The 25,158-nt window shown below is 67.7% G+C and carries 19 protein-coding genes; 8 read left to right on the top strand and 11 right to left on the bottom strand.

The window, feature by feature from the left end:
- Positions 1 to 57 precede the first annotated feature (57 nt).
- From AC5P9I_RS04260 to AC5P9I_RS04245, 4 genes are all read right to left on the bottom strand, one after another.
- On the bottom strand, positions 58 to 1,662 hold the full coding sequence (locus AC5P9I_RS04260) for a SulP family inorganic anion transporter (RefSeq protein WP_049467574.1): 1,605 nt from the start codon (positions 1,660 to 1,662) through the stop codon (positions 58 to 60).
- A 556-nt stretch (positions 1,663 to 2,218) separates the two neighbouring features.
- Complete coding sequence (locus tag AC5P9I_RS04255) at positions 2,219 to 3,937, bottom strand: thiamine pyrophosphate-dependent enzyme (RefSeq protein WP_049467576.1); 1,719 nt, start codon at positions 3,935 to 3,937, stop codon at positions 2,219 to 2,221.
- Positions 3,938 to 4,045: 108 nt separating this feature from the next.
- Positions 4,046 to 4,903 carry an SH3 domain-containing protein gene (locus tag AC5P9I_RS04250; protein WP_049467585.1) on the bottom strand — a complete coding sequence of 286 codons (858 nt, stop codon included), beginning with the start codon at positions 4,901 to 4,903 and terminating at the stop codon, positions 4,046 to 4,048.
- A gap of 36 nt (positions 4,904 to 4,939) precedes the next feature.
- Positions 4,940 to 5,422 carry a DUF3574 domain-containing protein gene (locus AC5P9I_RS04245; protein ID WP_049467579.1) on the bottom strand — a complete coding sequence of 161 codons (483 nt, stop codon included), beginning with the start codon at positions 5,420 to 5,422 and terminating at the stop codon, positions 4,940 to 4,942.
- A gap of 215 nt (positions 5,423 to 5,637) precedes the next feature.
- Between AC5P9I_RS04245 and AC5P9I_RS04240 the strand changes: the two genes are divergently transcribed.
- The 4 genes from AC5P9I_RS04240 to otsA all read left to right on the top strand — a co-directional run bounded on the left by AC5P9I_RS04240 (position 5,638) and on the right by otsA (position 12,146).
- Positions 5,638 to 8,073, top strand: a complete 2,436-nt coding sequence (locus tag AC5P9I_RS04240) for a TonB-dependent receptor plug domain-containing protein (protein WP_049467581.1) — start codon at positions 5,638 to 5,640, stop codon at positions 8,071 to 8,073.
- A gap of 130 nt (positions 8,074 to 8,203) precedes the next feature.
- A complete protein-coding gene (otsB, locus tag AC5P9I_RS04235) occupies positions 8,204 to 8,962 on the top strand; it encodes a trehalose-phosphatase (RefSeq protein ID WP_049467582.1) in 759 nt (252 codons plus the stop codon).
- Positions 8,963 to 9,003: 41 nt separating this feature from the next.
- Entirely contained in the window at positions 9,004 to 10,785 is a 1,782-nt protein-coding gene (locus AC5P9I_RS04230) for a glycoside hydrolase family 15 protein (RefSeq protein ID WP_495217227.1), read from the top strand.
- The gene (gene otsA / locus AC5P9I_RS04225; protein WP_049467583.1) at positions 10,782 to 12,146 is read left to right on the top strand and encodes an alpha,alpha-trehalose-phosphate synthase (UDP-forming); all 1,365 of its coding nucleotides are present in this window, start codon (positions 10,782 to 10,784) and stop codon (positions 12,144 to 12,146) included. The genes AC5P9I_RS04230 and otsA overlap by 4 nt, the downstream gene beginning before the upstream one ends.
- A 72-nt stretch (positions 12,147 to 12,218) precedes the next feature.
- Here the strand turns inward: otsA and AC5P9I_RS04220 are convergent, their stop codons facing one another.
- Genes AC5P9I_RS04220 through rluD form a run of 4 tightly spaced genes read right to left on the bottom strand, consistent with a single transcriptional unit; the run spans position 12,219 to position 14,917 of the window.
- Positions 12,219 to 12,656, bottom strand: coding sequence for a thiol-disulfide oxidoreductase DCC family protein (locus AC5P9I_RS04220; protein ID WP_053461182.1), 438 nt, complete (start codon positions 12,654 to 12,656; stop codon positions 12,219 to 12,221).
- Entirely contained in the window at positions 12,631 to 13,137 is a 507-nt protein-coding gene (locus AC5P9I_RS04215; protein ID WP_049466566.1) for a DUF4166 domain-containing protein, read from the bottom strand. Before AC5P9I_RS04215 ends, AC5P9I_RS04220 begins: the two co-directional genes overlap by 26 nt.
- Positions 13,138 to 13,157: 20 nt before the next feature.
- Complete coding sequence (pgeF, locus tag AC5P9I_RS04210) at positions 13,158 to 13,928, bottom strand: peptidoglycan editing factor PgeF (protein WP_049437910.1); 771 nt, start codon at positions 13,926 to 13,928, stop codon at positions 13,158 to 13,160.
- A complete protein-coding gene (gene rluD, locus AC5P9I_RS04205; protein ID WP_053461185.1) occupies positions 13,928 to 14,917 on the bottom strand; it encodes a 23S rRNA pseudouridine(1911/1915/1917) synthase RluD in 990 nt (329 codons plus the stop codon). The genes pgeF and rluD overlap by 1 nt, the downstream gene beginning before the upstream one ends.
- Positions 14,918 to 15,030: 113 nt before the next feature.
- Here rluD and AC5P9I_RS04200 point away from each other — a divergent pair, with 113 nt between their 5' ends.
- Complete coding sequence (locus tag AC5P9I_RS04200; RefSeq protein ID WP_032960726.1) at positions 15,031 to 15,918, top strand: outer membrane protein assembly factor BamD; 888 nt, start codon at positions 15,031 to 15,033, stop codon at positions 15,916 to 15,918.
- A gap of 171 nt (positions 15,919 to 16,089) precedes the next feature.
- Entirely contained in the window at positions 16,090 to 17,292 is a 1,203-nt protein-coding gene (locus AC5P9I_RS04195) for a lipase family protein (RefSeq protein WP_049466562.1), read from the top strand.
- Positions 17,293 to 17,778: 486 nt separating this feature from the next.
- On the opposite strand, the gene AC5P9I_RS04190 is transcribed toward AC5P9I_RS04195, so the two are convergent.
- The 3 genes from AC5P9I_RS04190 to sucC all read right to left on the bottom strand — a co-directional run bounded on the left by AC5P9I_RS04190 (position 17,779) and on the right by sucC (position 21,663).
- The gene (locus AC5P9I_RS04190; protein ID WP_049471428.1) at positions 17,779 to 19,413 is read right to left on the bottom strand and encodes an NAD+ synthase; all 1,635 of its coding nucleotides are present in this window, start codon (positions 19,411 to 19,413) and stop codon (positions 17,779 to 17,781) included.
- A 180-nt stretch (positions 19,414 to 19,593) separates the two neighbouring features.
- On the bottom strand, positions 19,594 to 20,469 hold the full coding sequence (gene sucD / locus AC5P9I_RS04185) for a succinate--CoA ligase subunit alpha (protein ID WP_005418610.1): 876 nt from the start codon (positions 20,467 to 20,469) through the stop codon (positions 19,594 to 19,596).
- A gap of 24 nt (positions 20,470 to 20,493) precedes the next feature.
- Positions 20,494 to 21,663 carry an ADP-forming succinate--CoA ligase subunit beta gene (gene sucC / locus AC5P9I_RS04180; protein WP_005418614.1) on the bottom strand — a complete coding sequence of 390 codons (1,170 nt, stop codon included), beginning with the start codon at positions 21,661 to 21,663 and terminating at the stop codon, positions 20,494 to 20,496.
- 405 nt (positions 21,664 to 22,068) lie between these two features.
- Between sucC and AC5P9I_RS04175 the strand changes: the two genes are divergently transcribed.
- Together AC5P9I_RS04175 and AC5P9I_RS04170 are read left to right on the top strand one after the other, a co-directional pair.
- Positions 22,069 to 23,682 carry a sensor histidine kinase gene (locus AC5P9I_RS04175; RefSeq protein ID WP_130767798.1) on the top strand — a complete coding sequence of 538 codons (1,614 nt, stop codon included), beginning with the start codon at positions 22,069 to 22,071 and terminating at the stop codon, positions 23,680 to 23,682.
- Between the two features lie 54 nt (positions 23,683 to 23,736).
- Entirely contained in the window at positions 23,737 to 25,110 is a 1,374-nt protein-coding gene (locus tag AC5P9I_RS04170; protein WP_049471425.1) for a sigma-54-dependent transcriptional regulator, read from the top strand.
- The last annotated feature ends 48 nt before the right edge of the window (positions 25,111 to 25,158 follow it).

The raw sequence follows: 25,158 nt of genomic DNA, 5'->3' as shown, positions 1-25,158 counted from the left end.
TGCACCATTCACGCGAGCCCACGACGGTGCCGGCCAGCGGCCGGCACTACCGGGGGGTCAGCTGTTCCCACCCAGCGGCTGCACCGGCTGTTTCTGCAGCGACAACAACCCCAGCAGCAGTGCCAACGCCACATAGGCACCGGCAAACTGCCAGCTGATGATGCGCGCCAGGCCGTCCAGGTCCCATGGCAGGTAGATGCCACCGCGCGGATCCACCGAATGGATCAGGCCGAACAGGGTCAGCCCGGCGGCCACCAGCAGGACGCCACAGGCACGGCGCAGGCGGCCATCGACCATCGCCGCCACGGCCGAGATCCACAGCATCGAGGTGATGATGAAGCCATTGCCCAGGGTGAAGATCACCGCCAGCTCCGGCAGGCCGTGGCCGTCAAGCTTGGTCAGCAGCTGCGGCAGCTGGTCCGGTGCGATCCAGCCGGGCGCCTTGATCGCCAGCAGGTAAGCCACCGACGGCAGGAAACCGAACACCATCGCGCCGGTGTGGTGGCGCGGCGTCGCCTGGAAGGCCTGGGTGGTGATGTCGATGGCCACGTACACGATGATCGGCGCCAGCACCGCCAGCGGCAGCCATTGCACCAGCCCGGAGATGATGCCGAGCATGCCGCCGATACCGACGAACAGGCCGGTCAGCAGCGTGTAGCCGCTGCGCGCGCCCATGTGCTTGTACGCTGGCTGGCCGATGTACGGCGTGGTCTGCGCGACGCCGCCGCAGATGCCGGCCACCAGCGTGGCCACCGCTTCCACCAGCAGAATGTCGCGGGTGCGATAGTCATCACCGGCCGCACGCGCGCTTTCAGAGACGTTGATGCCGCCGACCACCATCAGCAGGCCGAACGGCAGCAGCAGCGGCAGGTAGGTCATCGCGGTGGGCAGGCCGTCGAGGAAGCCCAGCGTCGGCAGCGGCAGCACCACCTGCGGCGGCACCCACTCCGGCACATGGAAGCCGGGCGCGCCCAGCCCGGCCAGGCCGAGGCCGTAATACAGCACGGTGCCGAACACGAAGGCCAGCAGCACGCCCGGACCCCGCACCGGCAACTTGCCCTTGGCGATCAGCACATACAGCAGCAGGCCCAGCGTGGTGAAGCCGACCAGCGGCGAGCGCAGCGTTTCCAGCAGCGGCAGCAGGCCCATCAGCACCAGCGCAATGCCGGCAATGGAGCCCAGCAGCGCCGCACGCGGCAGCGCGCGGGTGACTGCTTCGCCGAAGAACGACAGCACGAACTTGAGCACGCCCATGATGACCAGCGCGGCCATGCCCAACTGCCAGGTGGCGATGCCTGCGGCATGCGGATCCATGCCCTGCTGCTTGAAGGCGATGAAGGCCGGGCCAAGCACCAACAGGGCCATGCCGATGCTGGTGGGGGCATCCAGGCCGAGCGGCATGGCGGTGACATCGTCGCGGCCGGTACGCGCAGCCAGCCGACGCGCCATCAGCGTGTACAGCAGGTTGCCGACCAGCACGCCGAAGGCCGTGCCGGGGAACATGCGGCCGAATACCACGTCGGCGGGGAACTGGAAGATCCCGACCAGAGCCATGGCGATGAAGCCGAGGATGGAAAGGTTGTCGACGACCAGGCCGAAGAAGCCATTGAAGTCGCCGGCGACGAACCAGCGACGCGGTGCGGCGGAAGCGGGAGCGGACATGGAAGGGGCGGAGGGGGTGGGGAGCGCCGATGGTAGGCCCAGCGGGGCCGGCGCGCCAATTCCGTCGTGGAATGATGGGTTCCAGCCAACGGCGGGGCCCCTCGTGGCTGGTCGCGGGTAGAGTCGACTGTCAGTCGACTGGCATTGCGCGTTGGGTCGGTCGGGGTGGACAGCGCAGGACGCGCCGTAAACCCGTCCTTGGGGGCTCGATGGTGCCATCCATGGCGCCAACGGTCCTGCGCAGCCCATCCCGACCGGCCCCTGACAGTTTCCTGCGCGCGGCAGCCACGGAAGAACATCAAAAGATCCAAAGCCAAGTCAGGCTCTCGCTGTAGTGCCGAGCCCATGCTCGGCTGCTGTACGCGACGCCTCTGAGCCGAGCATGGCTCGGCAGTACAAGAACAATTCGATCATTTCCACGCTATCCACGCATGGCGTGGATCTACCGTGTCGACCAAGGTCGACACCTGCCCAAGGATGGCCGCCGTTGCTTCCGAGGTGGCCGGCCAGCGGCCGGCACTACCGCGGGTGCAGGGCGCAGCCCTGCATCCTCGCCCTACTTCTTCAGGAAGTTGTCCACCAGCAGATGCTTCACGTCGTCGAAGCGGCCATTCAACACCGCCTTGGCGGCATACAACGCCGTACCGGCCACCTGCTTGGCCTCGATCTGCGGCGGCATCACCAGTTCGGCGCGGCTGGTATGCACGTCCAGCAGCGCCGGGCCGCGCTGGGACAGGAAATCCAGCACCGCTTCTTCCAGATCCTCGCTGCGGGTCACCGTGCGGCCGTGGAAGCCGATCACCTCGGCCAGGCGGCCGAAGTCCGGGTTCTTCAGGTCGGTGTAGTTGTCCAGCAGGCCTTCCACCTTCTGCTCCAGCTCGACGAAGTTCAGCGAGCCGTTGTTGAACACCACCACCTTGATCGGCAGGTTCTCCTGCACTGCCGTGAGCAGGTCACCCAGCAGCATCGCCAGGCCACCATCACCGGACAACGAGATCACCTGCCGGCCGGGGAAGGCCTTCTGCAGGCCCAGCGCCTGCGGCATCGCGTTGGCCATCGTGCCGTGCAGCAGGCTGGTCAGCGTGCGGCGACGGCCGTTGACGCGGATGTGGCGCAGCACCCACACCATCGGCGAGCCGCCGTCAGCAGTGAACAGCGCATCATCGCTGGCGTGCTTCGACAGCAGCGCGGTCAGGTGCTGCGGATGGATCAATTCGCCTTCGCCCGGTTGTTCTTCCTGCTCGCGCGTCTTCAGTGCCTTGTCGCGACGCTCGATGCACTCGTCCAGGAAGCTGCTGTCCTCGCGCGGCGGCAGCATCGGCAGCAGCGCGTCCAGGGTCGGTGCGATGTCACCGACCACGCCGAGGTTCACCGGGTGGCGGCGGCCGAGGTGGCTGCCATCGCGGTCGACCTGGATGATCGTGGCCTTGTCCGGGTAGAACTGGCCCCAGGCGAAGTCGGCGCCGAGCAGCAACAGCGTGTCGCACGCCATCAGCGTGTGGAAGCCGGATTCGATGCCGAAGATGCCGGTCATGCCCATGTTGTACGGATTGTCTGGCTCGACGAAATCCTTGGCGCGCGAAGTATGCGCAACCGGCGCCTGCAGGCGCCGGGCCAGTTCCAGCAGCTGCGCGTGTGCGCCCTGGCAACCGGCACCGGCGTAGATGCCAATGCGCTTGCCCTGCCCCAGCAGTTCGGCAATGCGCTGCAGTTCGGCATCCGCCGGACGCAGCACCGGCTGGGTGTAGTGCACCGAGAACGGCACATCGTGCTTCACCTCAGCCTGGCTGATGTCGGCCGGCAGGATCACTACCGCCACGCCGCGGCGGCTGATCGCCGCCTGGCAGGCCAGGGCCACGACGCGCCGCGCCTGCTCCGGGCTGTGCACCTGTTCGCAGAACACCGTACAGCTGCCATAGACCGCCTTGAAATCCACTTCCTGCGGAAATTCCATGCCCAGCTCACTGGTCACCACCTGGCTGGCGATCAGCACCATCGGTGCACGGTTGCGATTGCTCTCGAAGATGCCGTTGATGAAGTGCAGGCCACCGGGACCACAGGAACCCGCACAGGCGGTCAACTCGCCGCTCACCAGCGAATCGGCGCCGGCAGCGAAGGCGGCCACTTCTTCGTGGCGTACATGTACCCAGTCGATTTCACTGCGGTGCAGGGCATCAGTGACGTGATTCAAGGTATCGCCGACGATGCCATAACAGCGGCGGACGCCCGCCTGCTGCAGGGTATCGACAACGATCTCGGCAACGCGCTTGCTCATCGGAGACATCCTCGAGGGGAGAACATCCGAGGCTAGACCCGAAGAAGTGATGCCTCCGTGGGCAAGGCGCACATCACCTCGATAGGCAAACTACCGGCGGAGATCGAGTCAATCGTTGACGTTGATCCAGCCCACCACCTCACCCTGCCTGGGGTTGCGGTAGCGCAACTTCACCCAGCCGTCCCGCTCATCCAGCAGTTCCACGCGGTCGCCCTGGACCAGGTAACGCCTGGTGCTGGATGCGCCGGGTTGGTCGAACAGGAACAGGCGTGCGGGTGCCACCGCGGCCTGCCGACCACGCAACGGTCCATCCGGCGGAGCACCCAGGCCATCGGCGATGGCACTTTCCAGCACGCGGCCGGCGGCATCATAGGTGCGCCAGACTGCCAACGGCCCGTTCTCGTCGCGTTGTTCCCACTGCAGCGCGGCGTTCAACGTATCGCCCAGCATCAGCACGCGCTCGGCGCGGTACAGATAGAGTGTCGCGCCTGCAAAGCGATACTGGTCGGTGTACCACATCGGGCCGCTGCGGCAGGTGCTGGTCAGCGTGCGGCTGGGGCGGTCGACCGTCAGCCCCATCAGCTCACCGCAGCTGTCCTTGCCGTGGGTCTCGGCCTGCAGCACGCGGAATGCCTCAACGGCCGGATCGAACCGGTACACCGCCACCGCTTCGTTGACCATGCCTACCGGAGCGCGTGCGACCAGTTCCGGGTAACCATCGAAATCGACATCTTCGAGCGACCAGCGCGAATTGCCGTCGGCATCGGCCGCGCCGGCCAGCGTCTGGCGCTTGCCCGAGGGTGACAGCTGCACCGCGATGCTGCCGTCCTGCTGCGGATCGGCATGCGCCTGCACATGCGCGGCCACCTGGAAGCGCAGCGTTTCTCCGTCGTCCCCACCCGCCTGCGCCGTCGGTGCCAGTACGCCTGCCAATGCCAGGCCCAGCAGGCATTTCCTGTAGTCCATCATCGCTCCCTGCGGCACCGCGGCGGCACCTTCAACTCAGAACGATACCTCGACCGCCTGCCGCGACCACAGCACCGACTGATGCCGGGTCTGCTGCTTCCACGCCAGGCGGATCGCCTCGATGTCGGCGCGGCGCTGCGGGGTGTCCTCGTGCAGCACCACCAGCACCTTGGTGCGCAGGCGGTTGGGCGCGGCATCGCCGCGGAACAGCCACTGGCCGTAGGCATCAAACACGGTCAGGCCGTCCGGGAAGCGCGGCGTTACTTCCTTGTCCAGGAAGGCGCGCCACTGCGCCTCGCTGATGGTGTCGGCCTGCGGGCGGTTGCCGGCCCCCTGCTCCTCGCCCACCCCGAAGTACAGCTCGCTGCGCACCCAGCCATGGCCGGCGGAAGGGCGGGCGGCATCGCCCTTCAGCTCGGCGGTGGTGGCCGTGGCATAGGCGCTGGGCGCCTGCGAAGACAGGCTGGCGCAGCCACTGGTGGCCAGCAGCACGGCGAAGACGAGGCCAAGGTGTTTCATCGGTACAGCTCCGGGGAAGGGGGACAGGGCGAGCCGGCAGCGTACAGCGCCACCGGCCCGGCGTGCTGATGCCAACCGGGCATCAGCTCATGCCGGACCGGCAGGGGCTTGCATCGGCACCGGCCATCACGCGAAGATAATATATCGCTTCATCCGGATGGATGTAAGTGAAACCATCTCCCCCTTCCCCGTCGTCGTTGTTGCTGGAGCCCCCCATGTCCGCCCGCCTGCCCGCGTCGCCGCTCGGCCTCGCCATCGCCCTCGCGCTTTCCTCCGCTGCCATCCCGGCCCTGGCCCAGGACGCCACCAACCTGGACACCGTGATCGTCACCGGCACCCGTGCCGCAGACCGCACCGTGCTCGAATCCACCTCGCCGGTGGATGTGCTCACCGCCGAGGACATCCGCAAGGCCGGCGTGGTCAACGGCGAACTGGGCAGCGCGCTGCAGGCGCTGCTGCCGTCGTTCAACTTCCCGCGCCAGTCCAACTCCGGTGGCGCCGACCACGTACGCGCGGCGCAGTTGCGTGGTCTGTCGCCGGACCAGGTGCTGGTGCTGGTCAACGGCAAGCGCCGCCACCACACCGCACTGGTCAACACCGACAGCAAGATCGGCAAGGGCACCACGCCGGTCGATTTCAATTCGATCCCGGTCAGCGCGATCAAGCGCATTGAAGTGCTGCGCGATGGTGCCGGTGCGCTGTACGGATCGGACGCCGTGGCCGGCGTGATCAATGTGATCCTCGACAACGGCGGCGACGGTGGCGAGATCGAGGCCAGCTACGGTGCCAACCACACCGACCTCAAGCCGATCGGCCGCACCCTCACCGACGGCCAGACCGGCAACATCAGCGCCAAGGTCGGCACCTCGCTGGGCGAGGACGGCGGCTTCCTGCGCGTCGGCCTGGAATACAAGCACCGCAACGGCACCAACCGCGCCGGCTTCGACCAGGTTCCGCCGTGGGACCAGACGCCGGACAACCTGGCGCTGCAGGGCAAGCGCAACTACGTGCTGGGCGATGGCAAGAGCAAGGACATCAACCTGTGGCTGAACACCGAGATCCCGGTGGGACAGACCTCGACGTTCTACGCGTTCGGTACCTTCAACCAGCGTGACACCGAAGGCGCCAACTACTTCCGCTATCCCGATGGCGAGGCCAACTGGAAGCAGGTCTATCCGAACGGTTACCGGCCCATTTCCGAAGGCGAAAACCGCGACGTGCAGGCCGTGGCCGGCGTGCGCGGGCAGTGGGGCGAATGGAGCTACGACGGCAGCCTGGATTACGGCCAGAACGACTTCACCTACCGCCTGCGCGATTCGCTCAACGCCTCGCTGGGCCCGACCAGCCCGACCCGCTTCAAGACTGCCGATTACCAGTACGCACAGACGGTGGGCAATCTCGATCTGAGCCGCGTGTTCACCCAGAGCGACAGCATCAGCCACACGCTGGGCCTGGGCGTGGAAGCGCGCCATGAGCGCTACCAGACCCGCCCCGGCGACCCGGCCAGCTATGCGGCCGGCCCGTACACCGACCGCCCGACCGGTTCGCAGGCCGGTGGCGGCCTGACCCCACAGGACGCCGCCACCCTGTCGCGCGACGTGGCCAGCGCCTATGCCAGCCTGTCCAGCCAGTTCGGCGACCACTTCTCCAGCGACCTGGCCGCCCGCTACGAGCACAACGACGACTTTGGCGGCGAACTGACCGGCAAGCTCGGCCTGCGCTACGAATTCACCCCGGCGTTCGCATTGCGCGGTGCCATCTCCAACAACTTCCGCGCGCCGTCGCTGGCGCAGATCGGCTACGAATCCACCTCCACCGGTTACAACGCCGGCGGCCAGCTGGTGCAGGGCCGCCTGCTGTCGGTCAACAATCCGATCGCGCGTGGCCTGGGTGCGCAGAACCTGAAGCCGGAGAAGTCGATCAACACCTCGCTGGGCTTCACCAGCCGCATCGGCGAGCACTTCGACCTGTCACTGGACTTCTTCCAGATCGACATCGATGACCGCATCGCGCTGTCGGAGAGCATCACCGGTGACGCATTGACCGATTACGTGGCCGCCAACTACGGCGTCAGCGGACTGCAGAGCGCCAGCTTCTTCGTCAATGCCGCCGATACCCGCACCCGTGGCGCCGAGCTGGTAAGCAACTGGCGGCAGTCGCTGGGCGATGGCCAGCTGCTGCTGACCGGCACCTACGCCTACACCAAGACCACGCTGAAGAATATGCTGGCCACGCCGGCGCAGCTGCGCGCCCTGAACCCGGACTACGTACTGTTCGGCATCGAGGAAACCAACACCCTGACCGATGCCACTCCGCGCACGCGTGGCAGCTTCTCGGCCGCCTGGAACAACGACCACTGGTCGCTGAGCACCCGCGTGAACCGGTACGGCAGCGCCACCCGCGTGTTCAATTTCGGCGATGGCTACATCCCGCGCCAGACCTACCAGGCCGAGTGGCAGCTGGATGCGGAAGTGGAGTACCGCATCACCCCGCGCTGGAGCGTGGCCATCGGCGGCCAGAACCTGACCGACAACTACCCGGATCGATCCAACAACGACATCTACTACTTCGGCAACCTGCCGTACGACGTGCTGTCGCCGATCGGCAGCAATGGTGCGTATTACTACGGCCGCGTCCGCTATACGTTCTGATTCGCCAGTCTGGTAGGTAGTGCCGGCCGCTGGCCGGCAACCTCAGGGTGCCGGCCAGCGGCCGGCACTACCCCGATCAGTAGCCTGTCCTCGACCCCACGTACACGCCCGCGCTGGCAGGCTGGGCGTCATGGCTGAATCGCTCCCCCTGCGTCCGCCACCGCCATTGCTGGACGACGCCTGTGCGTTGTTTCTCGATGTCGATGGCACCCTCGTCGAATTCGCTGCACGACCGGATGCCGTGCAGCTCCTGCCGGATGTGCGTGAAGCCATCGGCCGCATCAGTGACCGCCTGGAAGGCGCCGTGGCACTGGTCAGTGGCCGACCGCTTGAACAGCTGGACCAGCTGTTCGCTCCCCTCCAGCTGCCTGCCGCCGGCCTGCATGGGCACGAGTTGCGCGGCCACGATGGTCGCGTGCTGCGCGACGAACACGATGACGACACCGCCGAATGGCTGCATGCACTGCACCAGCAGGCGATGCGCTTCGCCCACGGCCATCCCGGCGTGCTGGTGGAGGACAAGGGCGTCGGCCTGGCCCTGCACTGGCGCGGCGCGCCACACGCGGCCAGCGACGTGCGGACCTTTGCCAACCGCCATGTGCGCGGCCGGCCCGGTTACCGCCTGCAGCCGGGCGACCACGTGGTCGAATTCGTTCCGGTAGGCAGCGACAAGGGGCGCGCCGTGCGCCGGATGATGCAGTACCTGCCCTTCCGCGGCCGTCTTCCGGTCTTCCTCGGCGATGACCTCACCGATGAATTCGGCTTCGACGCCGCCAACGTCCAGCACGGCTGGAGCGTGCTGGTGGGTGAACGTGAACCCAGCGCGGCGGTGTTTGCGCTGCCCGACATACGCAGCGTGCACGCCTGGCTGCGTGAGAATGCCTATTGACCCGGCCCCCCCCCACGGCCGCAACCGAGATGTACCGCGTGATGACCCAACCCGATCTTGATCTGGGCGTGGTCGGCAACGGCAGCTTCGGCGCCCTGGTCGACAAACATGCCCGCGTCGTCTGGAGCTGCCTGCCCACCTTCGACGGCGCCCCCACCTTCTGCGCCCTGCTCGGCCCCAACCAGCAGACCGGCGGCGACTTCGCCATCGAACTGGAGGACTTCGCCGGCAGCGAGCAGGAGTACCTCACCAACACGGCGATCCTGCGTACCGTCCTGCGCGACGCGCACGGCGGCGAGCTGGAAATCCTCGACTTCGCCCCACGCTGGCGGCAGAACGACCGCTTCTACCGGCCGGTCAGCCTGATCCGCCAGGTACGCCCGCTGGCCGGCAGCCCACGCATCACCGTGCGTGCGCGCCCGCTGGCTGACTGGGGCGCACGCGTGCCGGAGTCGACCTGGGGCAGCAACCATGTGCGCTGGATCCTGCCCGAGCACGTGCTGCGGCTGACCACCGATGTGCCGGTGCGCTTCGTGCGCGATGGCCTGCCGTTCGTGCTCAACCATCCCATCCACCTGATCCTGGGCGTGGATGAGTCGCTCAACCGCTCGATCAGCGGCTATGTGCAGGAAGCCTTCCAGCGCACCCGCGACTACTGGCGCGAATGGGTGCGCTACCTGTCCATCCCGCTGGAATGGCAGGACGCGGTGATCCGCAGCGCGATCACCCTGAAGCTGTGCCAGTACGAAGACAGCGGCGCGATCATCGCGGCGATGACCACCTCCATTCCGGAAGCGCCGGGCAGCGTGCGCAACTGGGACTACCGCTACTGCTGGCTGCGCGACGCGGCCTTCGTGGTGCGGGCGCTGAACCGTCTCGGCGCGACGCGCACGATGGAACAGTTCCTCGGCTACATCTTCAACCTGGCCACCACCGACGGCACGCTGCAGCCGCTGTATGGCATCGGCTTCGAAGCGAAGCTGGACGAAGACGAGGTTCCCAGCCTGTCCGGCTACCGCGGCATGGGCCCGGTGCGCCGTGGCAACCTGGCCTGGGTGCAGCGCCAGCACGATGTCTACGGCAGCGTGGTGCTGGCCTCCACGCAGCTGTTCTTCGACCGCCGCCTGCAGGATCCCGGCGACGCCCACACCTTCGCCCGCCTCGAACCGCTGGGCGAACAGGCCTTCGCCCTGCATGACGTGCCCGATGCGGGCCTGTGGGAGTTCCGGGGCCGCACCGAGGTGCACACCTACACCAGCGCGATGTGCTGGGCGGCCTGCGACCGCCTGTGCAAGATCGCCGTGCGCCTCAAGCGCGATGACCGTGCGCACTACTGGCGCGAGCGCGCCGACACCATCCATGCGCGCATCATGGCCGAGTCCTGGAATGAGGAACTGGGCCACTTCACCGATACCTTCGGCGGCCATCGCCTGGACGCCTCGCTCCTGCTGCTGGCCGACATCGGCTTCATCGACGCGATGGACGCCCGCTTCATCGCCACCGTCGATGCGATCGGCCGCGACCTCAAGCATGGCAATTCGCTGTACCGCTATGTCGCGCCGGATGACTTCGGCGAACCGGAGACCAGCTTCACCATCTGCACGTTCTGGTACATCGATGCGCTGGCGGCGATCGGGCGCATGGACGAGGCGCGCGAGATGTTCGAGCTGCTGCTGAAGCAGCGCAACCACCTGGGCCTGCTGTCGGAGGATCTGGCCTTCGACAGCGGCGAGGCCTGGGGCAATTTCCCGCAGACCTATTCGCACGTCGGCCTGATCACCGCCGCGATGCGCCTGTCGCGGTCGTGGCAGGAGGCATCGTGAGTCGTCTGGTCGTGGTTTCAAATCGTGTGGCCGTACCTGGCGAGAACCGTGCCGGCGGCCTGGCTGTCGGCCTGCTGGCCGCCCTGAAGGAACGCGGCGGCCTGTGGTTCGGCTGGAGCGGCAAGACGGTAAAGGACGGCAGCGGCACGCTGCACCGGCAGAAGGACGGTGACATCGACTACGTCACCATGGACCTGAGCAAGCGCGAGGTGGACGGCTACTACAACGGCTTTGCCAACCGCACGCTGTGGCCGCTGCTGCACTTCCGCCTGGATCTGGTCGACTACGATCGTGCCACCCGCGAGACCTACCACAAGGTCAATGCGCTGTTCGCCGACAAGCTCGCGCCCTTGCTGCGCGAGGACGACATCGTCTGGATCCACGACTACCACCTGATCCCGCTCGGTGCACTGCTGCGCGAGCGCGGCATCGGCTGCCGCATCGGCTTCTTCCTGCATATCCCGATGCCCTCGGCCGACCTGCTGCAGGCGATGCCCGATCACCTGCGGTTGTTCTCCGCGCTCTACGCGTATGACCTGGTGGGCTTCCAGACCCAGCGCGATGCCGATCGCTTCCAGACCTACCTGCGCCTGTTCGGCGGCGGTCGCGTGCTCGACAACGGCACGCTGGAAGCGCCGGGCGGGCGTCGTTTCCGCGCAGCGGCGTTCCCGATCGGCATCGACACCGAGCTGATCGCACGCCAGGCCGGCACCGCCGCGACCAAGACCGCGGTGAAGAACCTGCGCAACAGCCTGCGTGACCGCCAGCTGGCGATCGGCGTCGACCGCCTGGATTATTCCAAGGGCCTGCCCGAGCGCTTCCTCGGCTTCGAACGGTATCTTGAGCGCCATCCGGACCAGCGCGGCTCGCTGACCTACCTGCAGATCGCCCCGGTTTCGCGCGGCGATGTCACCGAGTACCGGCAGCTGCGCAGCCAGCTGGAACAGATCGCCGGGCACATCAACGGTGGCCACGCCGAACCTGACTGGACACCGCTGCGCTACGTCAACCAGAACTTCACCCATGCCACCCTCACCGGCTTCTACCGGGCGGCGGCGGTCGGCCTGGTTACGCCGCTGCGCGATGGCATGAACCTGGTGGCCAAGGAGTACGTGGCCTCGCAGGACCCGGAGGATCCCGGCGTGCTGGTGCTGTCGCTGCTGGCCGGCGCCGCCGACGAACTCAAGCAGGCACTGCTGGTGAACCCGCACGACCTGGATGGCGTTGCCGACGCCATCGCCACCGCAGCGACGATGTCGCTGCGCAAGCGCAAGGAGCGCTGGCACGCCATGATGGAACACCTGCGCACCTACGACATCAACCACTGGCGCCGCAGCTACCTGGACGCACTGGAAGGCTGAAGGAAAAAAGGGGACGGAGGGGATTAAGTCGTTTGTGCACAAACGACTTAATCCCCTCCGTCCCCTTTTTCTTCAATCCAGGAATCGCGCGGCCTGCTCCGGTGCAGGCAGGTGGCAGGCGTCATGCCGGCCGAACCAGCGATAGCGGTTCCGTGCGAGCGCGCGATAGGCTGCATCGCGCCAGCGACGCGGCACCATCCGCATTACGCCGCTCAGGCGCCATGCACCGCCCAGCCCGGCCAGTACACGCAGGATCGCATCGGTATCGGTCCACGCGCCCTGCGCGTCCAGCAGCAGGAACGACGCCGGGTCCTGCGGGTCCAGCCCGTGCGCGCGCAGCAGCGCACTGCCCCGCTCCCCCTGCATCGCTGCAAAGCGATAACGTTGCTTGCGGTCGAAACGCAGCAGGAAGCGCACCCAGCGATTGCACAGGGCGCATACGCCATCAAACACGATCACCGGATTGCCCGCCCCGGCGGCGGCCTCACTGCGGTTCGAGCCAGCCTTCATAGCGGATCAGGGCTCCCACCCAGGGCAACGTCACATCAACCCGGAAAGTGTAACGCTCGCCCTCCCCGGCCTCCCGACACTGCACGCCCGCAAACCACCGTGCCGGCAGCGGCAGCAGCCCGAACGCCCAGACCCGCCGCACCGACCAGTCGATGCCACCTTCGCGGGCCTGCAGCGCGAACTCGAAACGCACCGCGCCCAGCTGCTCGCGCAGATGCCCCTCATGCGCCCACAGCCGCGACACCATCGGCCAGCGGCCGAACCGTCGCGCCCACCGCTCGCCCTGCCGGTAGTGGTTGAACGCCACCTCGGTGGGCAGCGCGTCACCGTCCTGTGGCAACCGCACCAACGCAGCCAGCAGCGGCACCAGCCAGTGCCGCCCCCTCACGATGCGCGCCTGTCCCACGTAGCGGCAGGGCAACGGCGCGGCATGCAGCGCCTGCACCGGCCCTGCCAGGGTGGCGAAGGCCGGCCCCAGCACGCGCGCGAACAGCGGCGGAGTCAGGGCGCGATCCAGGCCAGGGTCGCCATGCGCCCGGTACGACGGTCGCGCCGGTGCGAATACAGGTCCGGATCGGCCATGGTCGACACCGTGCCGCCATACACCTGTGCCGGGTCCATCCCCGCAGACTGCAGGCGCTGCCGCGCCAGGGCGAACAGGTCCACCTTCCAGTGGCCTGCGCGGGTGGCCACGAACGCCGCCTCGGCGGCCGGATCATGGCCGACGAAGGCGTGATAGACCTCCTCGCCGATCTCATAGTCGGCCGGCCCGGCGGCCGGGCCCAGCCAGGCCCGCAGCTGCGCCGGCGGCGTCTGCAGGGCGGCCACCGTGGCCTCCAGCATGCCGTCGGCCAGCCCGCGCCAGCCGGCATGGGCCGCGCCCACCTCGCTGCCATCGGCGGCGGCAAACACCACCGGCAGGCAGTCGGCGGTCAGGATCGCCAGCACCACGCCCGGCACCGAGGTTACCGCCGCGTCGGCCACCGGCTCGCTCGCGCCGGGCACCGGCGGTGCATCGAAGCGCAGCACGGTGCTGCTGTGCACCTGGCGCAGCCAGTGCGGTGCCGACGGCAGTGCCAGCCCCTGTTGCAGCAGCTGGCGGTTGTGCTCCACGTTGGCCGGGGTATCCCCATCGGCCGCGTGCCGGTTGCCCAGGTTGAACTGCGCGAACGGCGCCGGCGAGATGCCCGCGCCGTGCCGGCGCGTGGTCAGCGCATGGACGCCTGCGGGCGCCGGCCAGTCGGCCTGCAGCAACGGCAGCGCGGCTGCCATCACCAGCGGTCCCGCTCGCGGGCGGCGAAGGCTTCGCTGTCTTCGCGCAGCACCTTCATCAGGTGCAGCATGTCCTCTGGCACCGGCGCGGTATTGCGCACCGGCTCACCGGTGATCGGGTGCGTGAACTCCAGGGTCTCGGCGTGCAGTGCCTGGCGCTTGAAGCCGCGCAGCGCGGCGACCAGTTCGTCGCTGGCGCCCTTGGGCAGCTTCAGCGCGCCGCCGTACAGCGGGTCGCCGATGATCGGATGGCGCACGTGTGCCATGTGCACGCGGATCTGGTGGGTACGGCCGGTTTCCAGGCGGCACTCCAGCGCGGTGTGCGCCCGGAAGCGCTCGCGCAGGCGGTAGTGGGTCACCGCTTCCTTGCCGTCCTCGCGCACTGCCATCTTCAGGCGGTCACGCGGGTGGCGGTCGATCGGGGCATCGGCAGTACCACCGGCCACCAGCGCGCCCATCACGATGGCCAGGTACTGGCGGTGCACGTCACGTGCCGCCAGCTGCTCGACCAGCGCGGTCTGCGCTTCCAGGGTCTTGGCCACCACCATCACGCCGCTGGTGTCCTTGTCCAGGCGGTGCACGATGCCGGCGCGCGGCAGCACCGCCACCGACGGATCGCGGAACAGCAGCGCGTTGACCAGGGTGCCGCTGTGGTTGCCGGCACCCGGATGGACCACCAGGCCGACCGGCTTGTTGATCACCAGCACGTGCTCGTCCTCGAACAGCACGTCCAGCGGGATGTCCTCCGGCAGCGCGTCGGTCTGGGTTTCCAGCACCACATTGAGGGTCACGACCTCGCCGCCGCGCAGCGGATCGCGCGGGCGCACCTGGGCACCGTCCAGCAGGACCTCACCGGCCTTGATCCACTCGGTCAGCCGCGAACGCGAGTATTCGGGGAACAGTTCGGCCACGACCGCGTCGAAACGGCGGCCGGCGGCGGTGTCGGGGACGATGGCCTGGCGGGCCGATTCAGAGGGTTGTTCAGACATGGCAGGGGGCATTCTTTGAAATTTTGGGGTCCCGGCGGCCGGTTTCAGTCGCTGGACAGGACACTAGGCTATCATCGACCCTTCGTATTCCAGCCGCGTCCCGCCTCGACCCCATGATCCGACGCTCCGCCATGCTCTCCGCGCCCGTCCGCCTCACCGCCCTGCTGCTGGTGCTGGTCATCGCCGCAACCGGCTGCCACCGCGGCGCCAAGAAGGGTGATCGCCCCGACGAAGGCGTGCCGGTCGAACAGCTGTACGAGAAAAGCCACAAGCTGATGCAGGGCGGCAACTGGAGCGGCGCCGAAGCCAGCTTCCGTCGCCTGGTGGCCCAGTATCCCTACGGCCCGTACACCGAGCAGGCGATGATCGAAACCGCCTACGCCCAGTACAAGGCCGGCAAGCACGATGACGCCGTGTCCAGCATCGACCGCTTCATCCGGACCTACCCGACGCACCGCAACATTGCGTACCTGTACTACCTGCGCGGCCTGGCCAACTCCAACCGCAGTACGGTTTTCCTGCGCCGCGTATGGTCGCTGGATGCCAGCCGCCGCGACCTGTCCACGCCGCACCAGGCGTACTCGGACTTCAACATCGTGGTCGACCGCTACCCGAACAGCCGCTATGCCGCCGATGCGCGCCAGCGCATGCTGGAGCTGCGTGACGTGTTCGCCCAGCACGAACTGGACAACGCCCTGTACTACATGCGCCGCGGCGCCTGGGTCTCGGCCGTGGGCCGCGCCAACTACCTGCTGGAAACCTACCCGCAGAGCGCCTTCCAGTACGACGCCGTGGCCGTGCTGGCCGATTCCTACACCCACCTGGGCAACAAGACCCTGGCCGACGACGCCCGCCGCGTCCTGCAGCTGAACCAGCCGGACCACCCGTGGCTGGAAGGCAAGTGGCCGAAGTACCCGTGGATGATCCGCAAGCTGAACCCGTTCGCCGGCGAGAAGTCCGCCAGCACCGGCCAGCGCAACGCGCGACTGGAAAAGAAGTAAGAGAGGGCCCCGGAAGGGGCCTTTTCTTTGTCGGTCGATCCACGCCATGCGTGGACCACGACACTCGGAATGCTACGAATCCCCGGCGGTTGCGACGACGGTCGCATCCTGCCCGGGCGTGGCTGTCCACACTGCGGCGCTGCGGCCACACCGGCCATCACGGAGCGCCCCATGCCGACACGGCCCTGTAGTTTCCGTTTCCTGTCCTGCCTTCTCGCCAGCGCCCTGCTGGCGCTGACCCTGGCGCCCGCGGCCTTCGCGCGGGGCGCACCGGGCGATCTGCTGTCTGCCGCGCCCTATCGCGCGCCCTGGGTCCCGTCCAGGGCCGCCCAGGCGTACAAGCTGCACTACCGCACCCCGGATCACCACGGCGCGCTGGCCGAAGGCACCGGCCTGCTGTACCTGCCCGCCGGCACGCCGCCCATCGGCGGTTGGCCGGTGGTGTCGTGGGCGCATGGCACCCAGGGCATTGCGGATCGTTGTGCGCCCTCGGTCTCCGGCCCCACCCATGCCGAACGCGACGGGCGCTTCCTGGACGTGTTCCTGGCCCAGGGCTATGCCGTCGCCGCCGCCGACTACCACGGCCTGGGCAGCCCAGGCCGCCATGCCTACCTGCACGTGCGTACCGCGGCGCGCAACACCATCGACATGGTCAAGGCGAGCCGGCAGTACCTGGGCGCAGCAGCGTTGTCGCCGCGCTGGGTCTCGGTAGGCTATTCGCAGGGGGCCGCAGCCGCGCTGGTCGCAGGCCACCTGGCGGCTTCCCATGGCGGGCCCTCACTGCAGTACCGCGGTAGTTTCACCGCCGGAACGCCGACCGCCGTCGAACTGACCGCGCTGGTGATGAAGCCCGACAACCGCACTGCCAATCCCGGCGCGCTCAACGCGTATCACGCGTATCTGCTCGACGGCCTGCTGCAGGTCGCGCCGCAGGTCGACCGGGTACTGAGCGACGCCGGGCGCGCCCGCATTGCCCTGGCACGCGAGCAGTGCCTGGGTGATCTGGCCAACACGCTCGACGGCATGGATACCGGCAGCATGTTCACTGCACCGCTGACCGGCGTGCCGGGCATCTGGACGGTGCTGCATGACTACCTGGGCGTGCCGCGCCGCGGCTTCAGCCAGCCGCTGATGCTGGCCCATGGCAGCGAGGACCGCGATGTCCCCTATCTGACGACCCTGCTGTATGCCGCAGGCCTGGCCCTGCGCGGCGAGCCGGTCGCGTTCCGGCGCTATCCGGTCGACCACCGCGGCACGCTGGACGCAGCGGCGGCCGATGGCCTGGCGTTCGTGCGTGCGCGACTGGAGGACGACGCCTTCAACGACACTGCGGAGATCGCAGGCCTCGAACAGATGCTCGATGAAGCCCGGTAGATTCACGCCATGCCGGATAAGCGATCCAGGACGTTGCCGGCCAGCGGCCGGCACTACCAAGCGCGGTAGATCCACGCCATGCGTGGATGCGCGGGATACGGGCTGCCGGCCAGCGGCCGGCACTACCGAACACGGTAGATCCACGCCATGCGTGGATGCGCGCGATACGGGCTGCCGGCCAGCGGCCGGCACTACCGAGCGCGGTAGATCCACGCCATGCGTGGATGCGCGGGATACGGGTTGCCGGCCAGCGGCCGGCACTACCGACCGCGGTAGATCCACGCCATGCGAGGGTGCGCGCGATACGGGCTGCCGGCCAGCGGCCGGCACTACCGAACACGGTAGATCCACGCCATGCGTGGATGCGCGCGATACGGGCTGCCGGCCAGCGACCGGCACTACCGAGCACGGTAGATCCACGCCATGCGTGGATGCGCGCGATACGAGCTGCCGGCCAGCGACCGGCACTACCTGCCAACGGCTCCCTCAGCCCTTGTAGCCGTTGCTGATCGGGTAGCGACGCTCGCGGCCGAACGCCCGGCGCGAGACCTTCGGCCCCGGCGCGGCCTGGTGCCGCTTCCACTCGCTGATGCGCACCAGGCGCAGCACGCGATCGACCACGGCCGCGTCGTAGCCGGCGCCCACGATCTCCGTGCGCGACTGCTCCTGGTCGATGTAGCGGTACAGGATGCCGTCCAGCACGTCGTAGGCCGGCAGCGAGTCCTGGTCCAGCTGGTTCTCGCGCAGCTCGGCCGATGGCGGGCGGCTGATCACCGCCGGTGGAATCACCGGTGCGCCGCCCACGGTATTGCGCCACTTGGACAGGCCGAACACTTCGGTCTTGTACAGGTCCTTCAGCGGCGCATAGCCACCGCACATGTCGCCGTAGATGGTGGCGTAGCCGACCGCGTACTCACTCTTGTTGCCGGTGGTCAGCAGCAGGCCGCCGAACTTGTTGGCCAGCGCCATCAGGATCACGCCGCGGCTGCGCGACTGCAGGTTCTCTTCGGTCACGTCCGGCGCGGTGCCTTCGAACATCGGCGCCAGCGATTCCATCAGGCCCTTGAACGCCGGCTCGATCGACACAGCCTCAAGCTTCACCCCCAGCGCCCGGCACTGCTCGGCGGCCAGGTCGTTGGACAGGCCGGCGGTGTAGCGCGACGGCAGGCGCACGGCGGTCACGTTCTCCGCGCCCATCGCATCCACGGCCAATGCCAGCACCAGGGCCGAGTCGATGCCACCGGACAGGCCCAGCCACACCTTCTTGAAGCCGTTCTTGCGGCAGTAATCCTGGATGCCGCGCGTCACCGCGCGCCAGGCCAGCGCGTCCATGCTTTCGTCGCCGTCGTCCATCCACACGTGCGGCATGAAGCGGCGGCTGTCGCCGTCGTACTCCACCACCAGCCACTGGTCGACGAAGGCGGCGGCGGCCGGGTGCACCGTGCCATCACCATCGGCCACCACCGAGGCGCCATCGAACACCAGCGCGTCCTGGCCACCGACCACGTTGAGATAGGCGATCGCCGCCCCGCTCTCGCGGGTTCGTGCGGCCAGCACAGCATCACGCTGGGCGTGCTTGCCACGCTCGTACGGCGAAGCATTGGGCACCACCACCAGCTGCGCACCGGCGCGCACGGTGTCGGCCAGCGGTTCGGCAAACCACAGGTCCTCGCAGATCAGCAGCCCGACCGCAATGCCATTGACCTCGAACACGCAGCTGCCCCCATCCGGATCGACATCGAAGTAACGACGCTCGTCGAACACGGCGTAGTTGGGCAGTTCGCGCTTGCGATAGGTCTGCTCCACCAGGCCATCACGCAGCACGCTGGCGGCGTTGTAGACCACCGCGCCAGCCGCCTGTGGCCAGCCAACCACGGCGGTGATGCCACGGCAGGCGGCGGCGATGCGGGTCATTGCCTGCTCGCACTCGTACAGGAAGCCCGGGCGCAGCAGCAGGTCTTCCGGCGGATAACCGCTCACCGCCAGCTCGGGGAACATCACCAGCTCGGCGCCGTACTCGTCGCGCGCCTGGCCGATCATCTCGATGATGCGCTCGGTGTTGCCGGCGACATCGCCAACCGGGAAGTCGAACTGCGCCATCGCGATACGGATCGAAGCCATGGGATTCCAGCCTGTGGTTGCAATGCCGCCATTGTAACGCCGGGGTCAGATCCCTTTTGCACAGCAAAAGGGATCTGACCCCACGCCAGACGCAGAAAGGCCGCCCGGAGGCGGCCTTTCTGTTTCAAGCGGCCGGCCAGCGGCCGGCACTACAGCGTCGTCTGCCGGAGGCAGTCGATCTTATTTCACCAGCTTGGCGATGGCAGCGCCCAGGTCGCCCGGCGAACGGACGGTGACGACGCCTGCGGCTTCCATCGCGGCGAACTTGCCTTCCGCAGTGCCCTTGCCGCCCGAGGCGATCGCACCGGCGTGGCCCATGCGCTTGCCGGCCGGAGCCGACGCACCGGCGATGAAACCGACGACCGGCTTCTTCACGTGGTTCTTGATGTACTCGGCGCCGGCTTCTTCGGCGTCACCGCCGATTTCGCCGACCATGATGATGCCTTCGGTCTGCGGATCTTCGTTGAACAGCTTCAGGCAGTCGACGAAGTTCAAGCCGTTGATCGGGTCACCGCCGATACCGATGCAGGTGGACTGGCCCAGGCCGACTTCGGTGGTCTGCTTGACCGCTTCATAGGTCAGGGTGCCCGAGCGCGACACGATGCCGATCTTGCCCGGCTTGTGGATGTGGCCCGGCATGATGCCGATCTTGCACTCGCCCGGAGTGATGACGCCCGGGCAGTTCGGCCCGATCAGTACGGTGTCCGGGTAGGAGCGGGTCAGCACGTTCTTGACGCGCAGCATGTCCAGCACCGGGATGCCTTCGGTGATGCAGACGATGACCTTGATGCCGGCAGCCGCGGCTTCCAGGATCGCGTCGGCCGCGAACGGCGGCGGCACGTAGATGACCGACGCGTTGGCGCCGGTGCTCTGCACGGCGTCGGCAACGGTGTTGAAGACCGGCAGGTCGATGTGGGTGGTGCCACCCTTGCCCGGGGTCACGCCGCCAACAACCTGGGTGCCGTACTCGATCATCTGAGTGGCGTGGAAGGTGCCCTGCTGGCCGGTGAAGCCCTGCACGATCACCTTGGTGTTCTTGTTAATCAAAACAGACATGGGAATTTCCTTCGGTGTCGTGGATCAGGCGGCGTTCTTGACCGCTTCAACGACCTTCTTGGCGCCGTCGTTGATGTTGTCAGCCGGGATGATGGCCATGCCGCTGTCACGCAGCAGCTGCTTGCCTTCTTCCACGTTGGTGCCTTCCAGGCGCACCACGACCGGAACCTTGACGCCCACTTCCTTCACGGCGGCGATGATGCCTTCGGCGATCATGTCGCAGCGGACGATGCCGCCGAAGATGTTGACGAAGATGCCTTCGACCTTGTCGGAGGACAGGATCAGCTTGAACGCTTCGATGACGCGCTGCTTGTTGGCACCGCCGCCCACGTCCAGGAAGTTCGCCGGCTCGCCGCCGTTGAGCTTGATGACGTCCATGGTGGCCATGGCCAGGCCGGCGCCGTTCACCATGCAGCCGATGTTGCCGTCCATGGTGACGTAGTTGATGTCCAGCTCCGAAGCCGTCACTTCGGTTTCATCTTCCTGGGACTTGTCGCGCATTGCGACCAGTTCCTTGTGGCGGAAGTTGGCGTTGTCGTCGCTGTTGAACTTGCCGTCCAGCGCGTACAGGTTGCCATCGTCCAGGATCGCCAGCGGGTTGATCTCAACCAGCGCCAGGTCCTTTTCGTTGAAGATGCGGTACAGGTTCACCATGATGTTGGCGAACTGGCCGGCCTGCTTGGCGGTCAGGCCCATCTTGAAGCCGATGTCACGGCCGTGGTAACCCTGCACGCCCTCGACGAAGTCCACGTTCAGGGTGTGGATCTTGTCCGGGGTCTCGGCAGCGACCTGCTCGATTTCCATGCCGCCTTCGGAAGAGGCGATGTAGCTGATGGTGCGGGTGCCGCGATCCACCAGGACCGACAGGTACAGCTCCTTGACGATCTCACCGGCGGTGGTCACCAGCACCAGGTTGATCGGCAGCTCGACGCCGGCGGTCTGGTAGGTGGCCATCTTGGTGCCGAGCATCTTGGCGGCTGCGGCCTTCACGTCGTCGACGGTCTTGCAGAACTTGACGCCGCCAGCCTTGCCGCGGCCGCCAGCGTGGATCTGCGCCTTGACCATCCAGGGGCCCTGGCCCAGCGACTGGGCGACTTCAACCGCCTCGTCCGGGGTCGCCGCGACCTTGCCGGCCGGGACCGGGATGCCGTATTCGGCAAGCAGTTGTTTTGCCTGGTATTCGTGGAAATTCATGCGTCACCGTGGGAATAGGAACGACCGCACGCAATTCCTCAGGGCCCCTGGAAGAGGCACCGGCACGGACCGCGGCGGGCCCACTATTGTGGCCGAGCCGGCGCCGGGGCGCAAAGAAGTCTGTACAAAACGCCACACCCGGCCAGATTTCCGCCGTCATTCAGGCAGTTGCGCCCGGGCGCACGCTGGCTACCGGTATCCATCCCGAGCCAAATGCGCGATCCGAACCGCGCCGGCGGCGTCCTGCCGGGGGCCCTATACTGGTCAGCCAGGGTGTGTCGCGTCGGGGTTGCTCGACCGCGCCCCCCAGGCCACATCGAAGCGACGTGCCCGCCCGGCCTCAGGGGACGCCGGGCAGGCCCGCCGCAGATTCCAGACCCAGGCAGCCAGAAGGGGAGTTCCGGCGTGTCACCCAGTGCTTCATTGATCGACCGCATCGAATCGATTCCGCGGCGTGAGCTGTATTTCTTCGCGCTGTACCGGGTGCTGATCGCCTCGGTCATCGCCGCCCTGCTCTACAGCCCGCTGTCGGCCATGGTCGGCGAAGCGCACCACCCGCGGCTGGCCGACACCGTCGCGGCGATCTACCTGGGATTGTCGCTGCTGGCGCTGGTGATCGGCCGCAACGAACGCTGGCTGCGCCCGATCGTGGTCAGCGGCGTGCTGGTGGACATCGTCGCCGCCACCCTGCTGTCACATGCCCTGCCCGGTGCCAGCGCCGGCATCTCGATGTCGCTGCTGTTCAACATCGCCGCCGCCGCCACCCTGCTCCCGCTCAGCCTGGGGCTGGGCCTGGCGCTGGCCGCCAGCCTCGCCACCGGCGTCGAATACACCTGGAAGCTGCTGGAAGGTGGCGACCCCACCCGTACCCTGGCCGAACTGGCGATGTTCGCCACCAGCTACCTGGCCCTGGCCTTCATCAGCTACCAGGTCGGCAGCCGCGCGCGCCGCAACCAGCAACTGGCCAACCAGCGCGGCGACGAAGTGGCCAACCTGTTCCAGATCAACGAGCTGATCATCCGCCGCATGCGCACCGGCGTGCTGGTGGTCGACGCCGACAACCGCGTCACCCTGGCCAACGAGGCCGCCTCGATGCTGCTCGGTGACAGCGACGGCAGCGGCGAAAGCGGCCGCCTGGACCTGGCCAGCGCCGCCCCGGAACTCGCCCGCCGGCTGCAGCGCTGGCGCAACGGCTGGGCGCAGGACGAACTGCCGCTGCAACTCAACCCCGACCAGCCCGAAGTGCAGCCGCGCTTTGCCCGCCTGCTGGCCGGCAGCGACCTGGCCCTGGTGTTCCTGGACGACTCCAGCGTGGTCTCGCGCCGCGCCGAATCGCTCACCCTGTCGGCGATGGGTCGCTTCTCGGCCAGCCTCGCCCACGAGATCCGCAACCCACTGGCCGCGATCAACTACGCGGTGCAACTGCTGGAGGAAGGCACCGGCTTCAACGAAAGCGACCGCCGCCTGCTGCAGATCATCCGCCAGCAGTGCCAGCGCACCAACGGCATCGTCGAAAGCGTGCTGGGCCTGGCCCGGCGCGAGCGCGCCACGCCCGAGAACGTCGACCTGGCCGCATTCGTGCGCCGCTTCGTGCTGGAGTACAAGCAGGGTCAGACGCTGGAGACCGACAGCATCGAGCCGATCATCAGTGACACCTCGGTGCTGGCCCAGGTCGACACCAAGCACCTCTACCAGGTGCTGACCGTGCTGGTGCACAACGCGCTCAAATATGGCCGCGTCGGCCAGCAGCCGGCACGGGTGCGCCTGCGCGTGGCGCAGCACGAGCGCAGTGCGGTCATCGACGTGATGGACCGTGGCCCCGGCATTCCCGAGAGTGTGGCCGCACAGTTGTTCCGGCCCTTCTTCACCACCTCCGAGCACGGCACCGGGCTGGGCCTGTACATCGCCCGCGAGCTGTGCCGGGCCAACCAGGCGCGGCTTGACTACATCCCGGTTCCGGCCGGTGGCTCCTGCTTCCGCCTGGTGCTGCCCGGCCCGCATACCCTGCTGCCGAGCTGATTCCGTGCGTCAAACATTTGTCGCTTCCAGCCCCCTCGTTTATCTTCTCCGCCCATGAACGAAACCCGCAGCGCCCTCGTCGTCGACGACGAACGCGACATCCGCGAACTGCTGGTACTGACGCTCGGCCGCATGGGGCTGCGCATCAGTACGGCAGCCAACCTTGCCGAAGCGCGCGAACTGCTGGCCAGCAATCCGTACGACCTGTGCATCACCGACATGCGCCTGCCGGACGGCAACGGCATCGAGCTGGTCAGCGAGATCGCCCACCACTACCCGCGCACGCCGGTGGCGATGATCACCGCCTTCGGCAGCATGGACCTGGCCGTGGAAGCGCTGAAAGCCGGCGCCTTCGACTTCGTCAGCAAGCCGGTGGACATCGCCGTGCTGCGCGGCCTGGTCAAGCACGCGCTGGAACTGAACAACACCGAGCGCCCCGCGCCCGGCCCCGCCGCCGAACAGGGCGCACGCCTGCTGGGCGATTCGCCGGCCATGGACGTGCTGCGTACCACCATCGGCAAGGTCGCGCGCAGCCAGGCGCCGGTCTACATCCTCGGCGAATCCGGCGTGGGCAAGGAGCTGGTCGCACGCACCATCCACGCCCAGGGCGCCCGCGCGGCCGGCCCGTTCGTGCCGGTCAACTGCGGCGCCATTCCCGGCGAGCTGATGGAGAGTGAGTTCTTCGGCCACCGCAAGGGTAGCTTCAGCGGCGCCCACGCCGACAAGCCCGGGCTGTTCCAGGCCGCGCACGGCGGCACCCTGTTCCTCGACGAAGTGGCCGAGCTGCCCCTGCAGATGCAGGTGAAGCTGCTGCGCGCGATCCAGGAGAAGTCGGTGCGCGCGGTGGGCGCTGCCACCGAAGAACCGGTGGACGTGCGCATCCTCTCGGCCACCCACAAGGACCTGGCCGAACTGGTCGAGGACGGGCGCTTCCGCCACGACCTCTACTACCGCATCAACGTGATCGAACTGAGGGTGCCGCCGCTGCGCGAGCGTCGCCAGGACCTGCCGGAACTGGCCGCATCGGTGCTGGCTCGGCTGGCCCGCAGCCATGGCCGCCCGACGCCGCTGCTGGCGCCGTCGGCGTTGGACGCGCTGGCCCAGTACGCCTTCCCCGGCAACGTGCGCGAACTGGAGAACATCCTGGAACGCGCGCTGGCACTGGCCGAGGAAGACTGCATCGGCGCCGACGACCTGCGCCTGCCGCAGCATGCCCCGCGCACGCCCGGCAGCGCAGCGCCCGCCGAAGCCGTGGTGGACCTGCAACCCGGCAGCGCCGCCCTGCCCTCGTACATCGAACAGCTCGAGCGCAGCGCCATCCAGCGCGCGCTGGAAGAAAACCGCTGGAACAAGACCCGCACCGCCGCGCAGCTGGGCATCACCTTCCGCGCGCTGCGCTACAAGCTGAAGAAGCTGGGGATGGAGTAAGGACAGGGCCCGACGCGGGCCCACCAACGGGTAGTGCCGGCCGCTGGC

The sequence above is a fragment of the Stenotrophomonas sp. YJH_SMC_29 genome, from assembly GCF_059371235.1.
The sequence above is the reverse complement of the archived record's forward strand: the minus strand, read 5'-3'. Positions and strand labels throughout refer to the sequence as shown.